The organism is Staphylococcus massiliensis, from assembly GCF_043186315.1.
GTDB classification, from domain to species: Bacteria; Bacillota; Bacilli; order Staphylococcales; family Staphylococcaceae; genus Staphylococcus; species Staphylococcus massiliensis.
In genome coordinates this window covers 2,060,908-2,072,178 of the sequence record NZ_CP171119.1, presented here as the reverse complement: position 1 = coordinate 2,072,178, position 11,271 = coordinate 2,060,908, and the positions used below count along the sequence as shown (strand labels likewise).

The following is an 11,271-nucleotide window of genomic DNA, read 5'->3' as shown; positions in this document are numbered from 1 at the left end:
CTATGAAGCGGTTACTAATTTCTATTTCCGTTTGCACACTTCTAGCTACAGGGTGTGGTAAACAAGATAAAGACGCCAGCCAACAACAGAGCGAAACAAAAGAAGCTAAGTCTAATAACATACATAATGACCAAAAATTTGACTACAGTAAGTTATCTGATAAAGATAAACAACATATCAAGCAAACATTAATCGATTTTACTGCGAAAGAAGAAGCGAAGAATGGGTTAGCTGTTTCAAATCGCTTTTTCGGTAGTGGGTCCTTCCAAGAAGGAGACTGGTATGCGAACACGACGGATGGTCAAGTCCAAGTGAGTAACCGAGGTGAACCTGGACCAAAAGCCTTTAAAATTCACAAATTAGCAGGAGTCGTCGTATATAAGTCGAAAGATGGGACTAAAGGATTTGATAAGAAGGCTGAAGATTTATCAAATGTCGAAGGTTACAATAAAGTAGCCAATATGAAAGAACCGATTAAGAAATTTATATTTGCAGACAATGGTAAAGTTTACGCATTTACGTTTAAACCTGACGTAGATACGCGTCCGTCATCAGGTTTCGCGCCTAAAGATTATACAGAGCAGGATGAAAACTTAACAGCTGAGCAAGTATTTGAAGTGAAGGAAAGTAAAACGTATACGAAGAAGCTTAAATCAGTGATGTCTCAATACGCGTCGAAATAGCTTTTGAATTGAATGTGTTTAAATAGGTTTGACGTGACATGAATACTTGAACGTATTAAAGTGTAGTGTAACGGGTAGTGAAATAGTGGCTTAAATATCTTGGTGTTAATGAGCATGTTTAAGGGAAGCATGCTTATTTGACACATTAAAAAATCCCAACATAAAATGGGATTGTGAAAAGTCTTCAATTATTTTTTGAATTTTTTAACCATGTCAACGATGAATTTGATAGCTTCGATGATACCTGTAATCATAACTTTGCGACCCCCTTCATTGATTTGTTAACTATAATTTATCATGGGTGTTTCATTAAATGTCGGTCAGTGCATAACTTGTATGTTTAAGTGCCTAAGTGTTTAAAAATGACAAAATCAGACATTTACGAGTTCCAAAGTGAATGAATTTGAAAAGGAGTGTTCGTGAATGGCCTTATTATCTATCAATTACTTTTCAAAAACGATTGGTAAACACCAACGCTTTATCGTGATTCTCCCTGAGACAGCGTCACAATTCGATTTTAACGGCAAGGTGAAGCCGTTGAAATCTATGTTACTGTTGCACGGTTTGAGTAACGACGAGACGATGTATACACGTTATACCGATATTGAGCGTTATGCGAATATACATGAAATGGCTGTAATCATGCCGCATGCGGATCATAGCTTTTATATGAATATGGCGCATGGTCACCATTACTACGATTATGTGTTAGAAGTGTATCAATACGCGAAACAAATACTGCCGTTATCAAAGGCCCGTGAAGATAGTTTTATCGCCGGGCATTCTATGGGCGGTTATGGCGCTTTAAACTATGCGATGACGCGTGGTGATCTCTTTGAAAAGGCCATTATCATGTCAGCTCCGCTTGATATTGAAGCGGTTAGTCATCTAACGTTTTACGATTTTTCACTTTCAGCAATCGTAGGTGATACTACAGAGTTAAAAGGGTCTACATATGATCCATACGTTATCGTAAAACAAGCCATTGACAAGGAGAAAACGGTTCCTGAAATATTGTTAATGTGTGGAACTGAAGATGATTTTTATGTAAGTAATGTGTCATTTAAGTCGTTTTTAGATGAACAAGGTATGGATGTTACGTTTCGAGATAGTCCTGGGGCACATGACTTTAAGTATTGGGATTATGCCATTGAAAAGGCCATTAAGTGGATCGTCGAACAATAAAAAATAAAGGTCCGAGATAAGTTAGCACGTATAACAGAAGAACGGGGCTTGTCTCGGACCTTTTGTCTTTTGAAAGTCGAAATTTAATAGAAAAATAGTGGAGATTTCTTATAATGAATTAATGTGAAGTTGACATATACGTGTCTCTTGAATGGTCAACTTTTTGACTTTGATTGTCACTATACGCAGTTAATGATAGCAACGAAATCATAATGGCTAAAAGGCCACTTACTACAACTCTTAACATATTATTACGCATCATTGATTCAGCTCCTTTAGCTAACTTACATCTATTATGTTACTAAAAGTTACATAAGATTTCAAGTGTTTTACGTAAATGTTACAAAAAGATTACGATTCAAGACACTTAGGAATGCCTAACTGTCTTTTGAATACGATGATACGACAGTTAAGACGAATTATAAGTAGATTATGAACGTCTCACCTTTTGTGATGCACAATATATTATATTTAAGGAGGTCAATTGAATCTCAATCTTTCAATTGCTTTCTTTTATTTCATTTATCATTTAGTTAAATATTTTATGCTTTAGGGGGTAAAGTTTAGAATATTTATTCATCTAAATGATTGCAAGTGTTGTAATCGTAATAGCATTTCGATTGGTTAATCATTAAGTCTTAATGATTAAGCTCAGATTATTGAAGCGGGTAATCTGTAGTTTAATGATTAGTTGAATTCTGCCACAAATTCAACGTGCACTTGGTGATTAATATTGTATTAACCTTAATAAGCATATGTGATCGAGTCTGAGTTAAAGGATGCGGATTAACGCGTTCTATAGCTCAGACTTTTTTAATGTATTTCCTTCTTATTTAAAAGACTTCGCATGCTATAATGGCGTTAAAATAGAGATAAAGGTGAGTTTATGACATTTAAAGTTGTTTTATTAGATTTTGACGATACGATTGTAAATTTTGATGCTTGTGAGTATGAAGCGTATCGCCATTTAATGGACGCTTATCAATTAGACTTTAATGACCAGTCGTTTAGAGCGTTCCAACGTATTAATCAAGCACATTGGGAGAAGTTCCAAGCAGGTATTTTAACGAAAGAAGAAGTTTTAACTAAGCGTTTTATCGAAACATTCAAGACGTATGGTATGGATATAGATGGTGTGTATGCCGATGAGACCTTTCGAAAGGGATTAGAGTTAGCGACGATTACATATCATGAACAAGCATTAGAAGTCATCCAAGCACTCTCTAAAAGGGTACGTCTCTTTATCGTGACGAATGGGGCGACTAAGACACAATGGAACCGCATCGAACGATCGCCGATAATGAAGTATGTTGACCAAATGTTTGTATCAGAAGAAACGGGGTCTCATAAACCAAATGTCGCTTTCTTCGATTATGTCTTCGAACGCATTCCTGTATGTCCACCTTTAGAAGAAATTTTAATCGTGGGTGATTCATTAACCTCTGATATTCAAGGTGGCATCCGTGCAGGTATTCAAACATGTTGGTTTAATCATAGGTTCAAATCGAGCTCTGATGAAATTCAACCAACTTATGAAATTCATCATTTAAATGAATTACTACAACTTGTTTAGTTTTAAATTAAATTGACGTATTCATTTTTTAATCATATTTTAATAATTCTATAATCCTCTCTAAATTTGTTTCCCTTAGATTAAGTATTAAGAAAAAGGTCGTAAACAATTTAGGGAGGATTTAATTATGAAAATTGTTATTATTCCATCAGGCTTTAAAGAGAGCTTAAGTGCTGAAGAAGTCGGTTTATCTATAGAACGTGGTATTGAAAAAGTTGAATCTAATCACGATGTTACAGTTATCCCAATGGTAGATGGTGGGGAAGGCTTTGTTAATACGATAACAAAACTTAAAGAAGGACGTATTATTAACACACATGTTACAGGTCCTACTGGTCAGAAAATTGATTCTTACTTCGAGATGTTTAATGAAAATGGAGTTGAGACAGCTGTAATTGAAATGGCTGCTATAGCTGGGTTGCGTCATGTGCCGATTAACCAAAGAAACCCGTTATTCACGACGACATATGGCGTGGGTGAAACAATTATAGAAGCACTTAACCATAACGCGAAACGTATTTTAATTGGTTGCGGTGACTCAGGAACTTCAGATGGTGGCGTTGGTATGGCACAAGCAATCGGTGTTAAGTTTTATGATGATGCGCATTTATTAATTGATGTAACTTGCGGTGCAGAAATCAATCAAATTCATCACATGGATTTATCTCAGATCGACGAGCGTGTGAAAGATATTGACATCAACGTAGCAGTTAACTGGACAAATGTATTATGTGGTCCTCAAGGTGTTGCACGTGTGTTTGGTCCCCAAAAAGGTGCTTCTCCTATGGAAGTAGAACTACTGTCAGATAACTTAGAACATTTAGCAGATCTCATCTTTAGCCATACTGGACGAGAAGTTGCAACGATTAACGGCGGTGGTGCATCTGGAGGCTTAGGCGCTGGTCTTGTAGGTTTCTTAGATGCTAAGTTACATCCTAGGTTCGATATCATCATGGAATATATACAGGTATCAGAAGCGATTCAACATGCAGATTTAGTCGTGACAGCTGAGGGATGTATTGATTATCAAACGCCAAATGGCAAGATCCCTTCTGAAGTTGCGCGTATCGCGAAATCTTTCGAGAAACCTGTAATCGCATTTGCGGGTACTATTGGTAAGAACGCGAAGATTAACTACCAAAGTGGTATCGATGCGTTTACTAGTATCATTCCTAAACCTACTTCTCTTGAAAAGTCGATTCTCGATGCACCGAAATGGTTAGAAAACTGTGCCGAAAATGCGTTTAGACATATTACAATTGGGTTTGATTTAGCTCAACAACTTAAAGCAGAACAAGAAAAAAAGATCGTTGAAGAAGTAAGTTAAGATGCAAACGAAACATTTATTATTACTCATTATCTACCTTATTACATCAATCTTAGTATTTATATATGTAGATCTTGATTATTTAGGTAAAGTTAGTATTATTATTTTCTTATTATCATTAGGTTTATTTATATTTTCAAAGGTGCCGGCCGGACTCGTTGGCATGCTTGTCTTAATGGGCGGCATCTTATTAGGATTGCCTGAGAGTATCTTATTTGAGTCGTTAAACCAACATATTGTCTGGCTAATGATCGGGGCATTTATAATTAGTGGTATAATTGAAGAAAGTGGTTTATTACAACGTTTTGTAAAGTTAATTAATCGTAAATGTGAATCTATTCAGAAGCTTACACTATTTACGTTTATCAAAATACAATGTCTTTCGTTAATTATACCGTCCACATCAAGCCGGGCAATGGCAATGTTACCGATATACCGAGCGATGACCGTAAAGTTTCCGTCGCAAAAACTTTTCTTAGGATTATTGATTCCAACGTTAATCCTTATTGCAAGTAACTTATCTTTAATAGGTGCTGGCAGTCATTTAGTTGCGATAGGTATCTTGGAAAAGCAAACATCAAAAACAATTTCTTATTTAGATTTCTTAATATGGGGACTTCCGTTCGGCATCCTGTTTGGTATTTTCGCAACATGTATTTTATATGTATTAACGAAAGAGAATGTACAACGTTCACACGATATCGATATAAAGAACGAAGCAGAAGTTAATTTTAAAGTGCCTTTTTCACAAAAGGAAAAGACAACCATTATATGTGTTGTCATTACATTATTACTTTGGGTACTTGAACCGCTACACGGTTTGGATATCGCATTCACGACGATATTGATGGCATTAATTATGCTATTGCCGCAACTTAATTTACTTCATTGGAAAAAGGGCTTAAAGCACATTTCGTGGAGTTTAATATTTTTTGTGGCATCAAGTAGTGCTTTAGGTGAACTATTGGTTAGGTACAATGTTGTTACGTACTTGCAATCTCACATCATGCAGTTTTTAAAATCTTTAGGGCAAGTGAGTGAACTCATGATCGTTATTGTGATTATAGTGATTTCTGTATTTTCCCATCTCGTTATCACGAGTCATACAACAAGAGCGGTTGTTCTCATTCCTGCATTTATCGTTTTCGCAAAATTGTTTCAACTTAATGAAGTTGCAGTTGTATTTCTCGCGTTGATAGGTATTAATTATTGCTTAACGTTCCCGATCAGTTCGAAAGCAATCCTTGTCTTTTACGAGGAAGAAGATAAACCATTTGAACCGAAACATCTATTTAAACTCAGTTGTATCTTAATGCCATTGTATTGCTTATTTATGCTTGGCATGTACTTTACGTTCAGGAAATTTATCGGATTAGAATTAATGTAAGGAGTTAGGACATGAGCAAGATATTAATCGTTGAAGATGATGAGAAGATAGCACGTGTTATAGAGCTTGAATTAATGTATGCAGGCTATGAAGTTGAGATTGCGCACACTGGAAAGGTAGCGCTCGAGCTATATCAAAATAACAAGTATGATTTGATTCTACTTGATGTGATGATCCCTGAACTGAATGGTTTAGAAGTACTTCGTCGTATTAGACAGGTAGATGAGATGATTAAAATCATCATGTTAACGGCGCGAGATACGGTGTTCGATAAGGTAACGGGTCTTGATTTAGGTGCGAATGATTATATGACGAAACCCTTTGAGATAGAAGAATTATTAGCACGCATGCGCGTATATTTAAAGGCCATCGGAACGACGTCTACTGAGCAAAGCGAGCTCACATTTAAACATTTAAACGTCAATCCGAACACACGTGAGGTGTATGCAGAAGGTAAACTTGTCACACTCACGCAAAAGGAATATGATTTACTTTATTACTTATTAACGCACCGTAACCAAGTTTTGACACGCGAACAAATGATTGAAGCGGTGTGGGGCTATGATTATCATGGTGATACAAATGTAACGGATGTGTATGTGAGACATTTACGTAAGAAATTAGATACCGATAAGCCTTCATTGATTTCGAGTGTACGTGGCGTAGGCTATATGATGAAGGATTAAATAATGAAACTCGGTACACGAATTCAACTCTATACGACCGTTACTACAATCTTTGTCATTATCTGTACCAACATTGTTGTATATTTCACGTACAAACACTATGCCTTAAATGATGAAATAGGGCAGCTCGAAAACCGAGCTGTTAATATTATGAAAGAAATTAAGAATGATGACGCTAGGGACATTCAAACTGAAGCAATTATACAGTCACATATCTTATCTGATGGCTATATCAGTATTGTTGATAAGAAAGATCATTCAATCATGCAAATATCAACTGATGTTAAATATAAGAATTTAGCAAGGCCTTTTCAAAATAGGCAATACCAAAAAATTGTGCACACTAAAGATAATCATTTCGCATTAGTTTCGATTCCCCTTATTTGGAAAAATGGGGAAGTTGTTAATCTACAAATATTTGAAAATGTAAACTTCAAATATGATTCATTTAGTACGTTAAGATGGATATTGCTTCTTTCTTCATTAATGTTATTAGTTATCATTTATGTCTTAAATCGAATTATTACGTCAGTTATCACGAATCCAATTCATCACTTAATTGATAAAATGCATGAAATTGAGCGTACGAATAATTATTCACACATTGATGTAAATGAACGCGATTCTAAAGAACTGAAAGCATTATCTGTTTCATTCAATGACATGATGGACGAATTGAAATCGCATGACGAAAGACAGCAAGTGTTTATTATGAATGCCTCACATGAGTTAAAGACGCCTATCACAGTTATTCATTCATATAGTAAAATGTTGAAACGCTTTGGTAAGACGAAACCAGATATTTTAGAGGAGGGGCTTACGGCGATTCATGATGAGGGCTTAAAAATGAAGTATTTAACGGAGCAGCTACTTGATTTTACGAACTATACACATTCAGAGCAAGCGCTTAACTTTAAGAGAGAAAATTTAACGAAGTTGACATCTGAAATTGTGACCACACTCGATCATGTTTATGATACTGAAGTTAAATTTGAAGGTCCTGAAGAGGATGTATATACGTGTATCGACAAGAAGAGCTATCAACAATTAATGCGTATCTTCTTAGATAACGCTTATAAATATAGTGAAGATGTTATACGTGTTGTGATGGAAGAAACGAAAACGCATATATATGTGCATATCGTGGATAAAGGTATCGGTATACCTGAAGCGGATATTCCGCACACCTTTACGCGTTTCTATAGAGTTGATAAAGCTCGTGCACGTCAAACAGGTGGCACGGGTCTTGGCTTAGCTATCGCTAAAGAAATTGCTAAAAATAATCAAATTCAATTACATGTGAAAAGTGAATTAACAGTAGGCACCACGTTTACTTTAGAAATTAATAAAGGAGTACAACATGAAACACTTTCTTAAAATTATGCTTGTATTAATGATTTTAGGTTTAGGTATAGCTTTAGCAACGGTTATGTACCAATCATCCAAGACTAAAATGATATCTCAAAAAGAAGCTGAAAACATCGTTCAAGAACGTTATGGTGGCAAGATAGTGAATGTGGAAGAACGAGAACATAAGTCTAAATTTGAAATAGCCGTAGTGAATAAAGATACTGAGATAACTGTACAAATCGATCGTAAGACGAAAGATATTGATAATGTAAAGTCGAAGAAGCTCAAGCAGAAAGATAAAGACAAATCGTCTAAAAAAGACAAAAAGAAGAAAGCTAAAAAATTAAAGATATCAAAAGAAAAGGCGAAGTCTATTGCTAAGAAGAAGGTTGGCGGTTACACGAGCCAAATCAAACTTAATCAATCAAAACATTACCCATATTATGAAGTAAGACAAGAAGTGAATCAAAATGAAGGTGCGATTTTAACAATCAATGCTGTTACTGGTAAGGTGCATAACGTATCATGGTTTAAAAAAGGACAAACACAGAACGAGGCATCTACAGATGATGATGATCAATATGAAGCACAAGATGATGATCAAGCGTCTCAACCAGCCCAATACAATCCAGCACCACAACAACAGGTTCAACAGCAGCGACAGACTCAGGTTCAATCACCAGCACCAAGACAATCAGCACCTCAGCAACACTATCAACAATTACCACGTCAAACGTATCAACAAAGTGACGATGATGGCGATGATGATGACGACGGCTACGAAGTGGATGACGACTAAAAAAACTAGTACGCACTGGAATGCGTACTAGTTTTTTATTTTATGATTGAGGTTCCCATGTTAAAATGTCTTGTCCGTCTGCATTCTGCTTTTCTAAGTCAGTGAAACCTTGACGGATAAAGAAGTCTTTAGATTGGTTTCGAGCAATGACTTTAATAGGTAGATTAAAGCTTTTCGCAAAATCTAATAATTTTTGACCGTAACCTTTAGATTGATATTGTTTAAGTACTTCTAATTTCCAGACAACTAAATAGTCGTCGAATTCTGGGAAATATGTTTCTTCAACTTCCCCTTTTTTGTAAAGTGCCATGCGAGCACCAATTTTTTCACCTACATAAATACCATAGAAAGGTGAGTCAGAACTTGCATCTATCATTTCACCGTGCAGTTCATCGACCATAAATAGGTGTTCATTACCAAAGTTTCTAAATTCTTCGAATAGCTGTTCAGTCTTGTAGTTAATATCTAAGTGTTCAACTTTAGTCATTTTAGAATTGCCCCCTTGTTTCTTATCTAAATTAATTATAACTTATATTATTTATAAAATGAAGTAAGCCGTTAGATTGTCATACGACAACTAACGTTTTATACTAATTGGTAATAGTGCTTTTAAGGGAGAATCGTGAATGGAATGTTTATATATAAATGTATATAATGAAAACGATTTCATTGATTGTTTGAGACGAGAAGATCCTCGTTACACGTCTTTATTTCAATACAATCCAATGGATAAAGAGAGTTTCAAGTATAAATTAAACGCACCTACAAATGGCCGTGAAGGTCAATTGTCTAACGTTATTGAAACTTATATGTCAGACTTATCTTTAAGCGATGCACAATCTCGTAATATAGCGAACCTTCGCAGTGGTCATAAAGTTGTGATTGGGGGACAACAAGCTGGTTTCTTAACAGGTCCGCTTTATACATTTCATAAAATCTTATCATTAGTAACGCTTTCAGAAACTGTTGCTGATACGTATCAAGAAAAGGTTGTGCCAGTATTTTGGATAGCTGGTGAGGATCATGACTTTGATGAGGTGAATCATACTTTCGTGTATGACAATGCTTCAAATGATATGTCCAAGGTTAAATATCATACGATGGACGAGCCGGAATCGTCTGTATCAAATTACCAAATTGATAAAGAGGCGTTTAAATCAGCGGTCGTGCAATATTTTGAAAAGATCGAAGAAACTTCATCTTCAAAGCGTTTATATACACGACTTGTCGAAATCATCGAACAATACAATTATTGGACTGACATATTTAAAGTGCTCGTTCACGACGTATTTAAAGATTATGGTGTGTTACTTATTGATGCGAACGATAAAGGTTTGCGCACACTTGAAAAGCCAATGCTAAAATATATGATTGAACATTATCAAGACATTGATCAGGCGTTTAGAACGACACAAAGTGAACTCACGTCTAAAGGTTTTGAACGTATGATTCAGACAGAAACAAATGTGCATTTATTCTTAAGTGAAGATAACTCCAGACAGTTACTTCATTATAAAGATGGACAGTTTTATTTAAGTAAATCAGAAAAAACGTTCTCAAAAGCAGACTTATTAGACATCGTGGAAAATGAGCCAGAACGCTTTTCAAATAATGTTGTGACAAGACCAATTATGGAAGAGTGGTTATTTAACACGTTAAGCTTCGTAGGAGGTCCAAGTGAAATTAAATACTGGGCTGAATTAAAAGGTATCTTTGAATTTCTAGATATCGAAATGCCAATTGTTTTACCTCGCTTACGTATCACTTACCTTAATGAGAGAATCTCTAAATTATTAACGCAATATGATGTGCCACTTGAAACGGTCATTCGAGAAGGGGTCGATCAATTTAAGACGTCTTTCGTAAGGGACCGTGCTTCAGATACATTTATTCAAGAAGTTGAACATATGATGACGTTACAAGACAAACTCACTGAACAATTGTCTAAGGAAATTAGTACTGAAGACAATCATAATTTAATTCGAAAGAATCACCAAATTCACCAGAAACAGTACGATTACTTATTGAGACGTTACCTCTTAAATATTGAACGCGAAAATCAAATAAGTATGAATCATTTCAAGGAAATTTCATCTCATCTCCATCCAATGGGTGGACTTCAAGAAAGAATTTGGAATCCATATCAAATCATGAATGATTTTGGGACAAACGTGTTCAGTCCCTCCACCTATCCACCACTTTCTTACACTTTTGATCAAATCATCGTTAAACTATAGTCATATCAAGGGTTTGGCCGGTTTATCAATTTCGATAAACCGGT

Annotated in this window: 12 protein-coding genes; 9 read left to right on the top strand and 3 right to left on the bottom strand. The window is 35.6% G+C overall.

What is annotated here, in order from left to right; translation table 11 throughout:
- Positions 1–2 precede the first annotated feature (2 nt).
- Positions 3–683, top strand: a complete 681-nt coding sequence (locus ACF3N8_RS09975) for a hypothetical protein (RefSeq protein WP_238093635.1) — start codon at positions 3–5, stop codon at positions 681–683.
- A gap of 188 nt (positions 684–871) precedes the next feature.
- Here ACF3N8_RS09975 and ACF3N8_RS09970 read toward each other — a convergent pair whose 3' ends face one another.
- Entirely contained in the window at positions 872–937 is a 66-nt protein-coding gene (locus ACF3N8_RS09970) for a hypothetical protein (RefSeq protein ID WP_392450446.1), read from the bottom strand.
- A 169-nt stretch (positions 938–1,106) separates the two neighbouring features.
- Here ACF3N8_RS09970 and ACF3N8_RS09965 point away from each other — a divergent pair, with 169 nt between their 5' ends.
- The gene (locus ACF3N8_RS09965) at positions 1,107–1,868 is read left to right on the top strand and encodes an alpha/beta hydrolase (protein WP_392449883.1); all 762 of its coding nucleotides are present in this window, start codon (positions 1,107–1,109) and stop codon (positions 1,866–1,868) included.
- 118 nt (positions 1,869–1,986) lie between these two features.
- Here the strand turns inward: ACF3N8_RS09965 and ACF3N8_RS09960 are convergent, their stop codons facing one another.
- Positions 1,987–2,130, bottom strand: a complete 144-nt coding sequence (locus ACF3N8_RS09960) for a hypothetical protein (protein ID WP_017176587.1) — start codon at positions 2,128–2,130, stop codon at positions 1,987–1,989.
- A 624-nt stretch (positions 2,131–2,754) separates the two neighbouring features.
- On the opposite strand from ACF3N8_RS09960, the gene ACF3N8_RS09955 reads away from it, so the two are divergent.
- The 6 genes from ACF3N8_RS09955 to ACF3N8_RS09930 all read left to right on the top strand — a co-directional run bounded on the left by ACF3N8_RS09955 (position 2,755) and on the right by ACF3N8_RS09930 (position 8,990).
- Positions 2,755–3,441, top strand: coding sequence for a YjjG family noncanonical pyrimidine nucleotidase (locus ACF3N8_RS09955; protein WP_009381574.1), 687 nt, complete (start codon positions 2,755–2,757; stop codon positions 3,439–3,441).
- Positions 3,442–3,568: 127 nt separating this feature from the next.
- Positions 3,569–4,768 carry a glycerate kinase gene (locus ACF3N8_RS09950; RefSeq protein WP_392449881.1) on the top strand — a complete coding sequence of 400 codons (1,200 nt, stop codon included), beginning with the start codon at positions 3,569–3,571 and terminating at the stop codon, positions 4,766–4,768.
- A gap of 1 nt (position 4,769) precedes the next feature.
- The gene (locus tag ACF3N8_RS09945) at positions 4,770–6,155 is read left to right on the top strand and encodes an SLC13 family permease (RefSeq protein WP_392449879.1); all 1,386 of its coding nucleotides are present in this window, start codon (positions 4,770–4,772) and stop codon (positions 6,153–6,155) included.
- An 11-nt stretch (positions 6,156–6,166) separates the two neighbouring features.
- Positions 6,167–6,841, top strand: a complete 675-nt coding sequence (locus tag ACF3N8_RS09940; RefSeq protein ID WP_009381578.1) for a response regulator transcription factor — start codon at positions 6,167–6,169, stop codon at positions 6,839–6,841.
- 3 nt (positions 6,842–6,844) lie between these two features.
- Complete coding sequence (locus ACF3N8_RS09935; protein ID WP_009381579.1) at positions 6,845–8,218, top strand: cell wall metabolism sensor histidine kinase WalK; 1,374 nt, start codon at positions 6,845–6,847, stop codon at positions 8,216–8,218.
- Positions 8,202–8,990: a PepSY domain-containing protein gene (locus tag ACF3N8_RS09930; RefSeq protein ID WP_238093629.1), complete on the top strand. Its 789-nt coding sequence runs from the start codon at positions 8,202–8,204 to the stop codon at positions 8,988–8,990. Before ACF3N8_RS09935 ends, ACF3N8_RS09930 begins: the two co-directional genes overlap by 17 nt.
- Before the next feature lie 40 nt (positions 8,991–9,030).
- On the opposite strand, the gene ACF3N8_RS09925 is transcribed toward ACF3N8_RS09930, so the two are convergent.
- Entirely contained in the window at positions 9,031–9,477 is a 447-nt protein-coding gene (locus tag ACF3N8_RS09925; RefSeq protein WP_009381583.1) for an N-acetyltransferase, read from the bottom strand.
- A 139-nt stretch (positions 9,478–9,616) separates the two neighbouring features.
- Here ACF3N8_RS09925 and bshC point away from each other — a divergent pair, with 139 nt between their 5' ends.
- Positions 9,617–11,227: a bacillithiol biosynthesis cysteine-adding enzyme BshC gene (bshC, locus tag ACF3N8_RS09920; protein WP_009381584.1), complete on the top strand. Its 1,611-nt coding sequence runs from the start codon at positions 9,617–9,619 to the stop codon at positions 11,225–11,227.
- Positions 11,228–11,271: the final 44 nt, after the last annotated feature.

What these genes read in the sequence shown, in the direction of transcription:
- ACF3N8_RS09945 (WP_392449879.1), top strand. Translation starts at nt 4,770, where the DNA reads ATGCAAACGAAACATTTATTATTACTCATTATCTACCTTATTACATCA.
- ACF3N8_RS09935 (WP_009381579.1), top strand. Translation starts at nt 6,845, where the DNA reads ATGAAACTCGGTACACGAATTCAACTCTATACGACCGTTACTACAATC.
- ACF3N8_RS09925 (WP_009381583.1), bottom strand. Translation starts at nt 9,477, where the DNA reads ATGACTAAAGTTGAACACTTAGATATTAACTACAAGACTGAACAGCTA.
- ACF3N8_RS09930 (WP_238093629.1), top strand. Translation starts at nt 8,202, where the DNA reads ATGAAACACTTTCTTAAAATTATGCTTGTATTAATGATTTTAGGTTTA.
- ACF3N8_RS09940 (WP_009381578.1), top strand. Translation starts at nt 6,167, where the DNA reads ATGAGCAAGATATTAATCGTTGAAGATGATGAGAAGATAGCACGTGTT.
- bshC (WP_009381584.1), top strand. Translation starts at nt 9,617, where the DNA reads ATGGAATGTTTATATATAAATGTATATAATGAAAACGATTTCATTGAT.
- ACF3N8_RS09965 (WP_392449883.1), top strand. Translation starts at nt 1,107, where the DNA reads ATGGCCTTATTATCTATCAATTACTTTTCAAAAACGATTGGTAAACAC.
- ACF3N8_RS09955 (WP_009381574.1), top strand. Translation starts at nt 2,755, where the DNA reads ATGACATTTAAAGTTGTTTTATTAGATTTTGACGATACGATTGTAAAT.
- ACF3N8_RS09960 (WP_017176587.1), bottom strand. Translation starts at nt 2,130, where the DNA reads ATGATGCGTAATAATATGTTAAGAGTTGTAGTAAGTGGCCTTTTAGCC.
- ACF3N8_RS09975 (WP_238093635.1), top strand. Translation starts at nt 3, where the DNA reads ATGAAGCGGTTACTAATTTCTATTTCCGTTTGCACACTTCTAGCTACA.
- ACF3N8_RS09950 (WP_392449881.1), top strand. Translation starts at nt 3,569, where the DNA reads ATGAAAATTGTTATTATTCCATCAGGCTTTAAAGAGAGCTTAAGTGCT.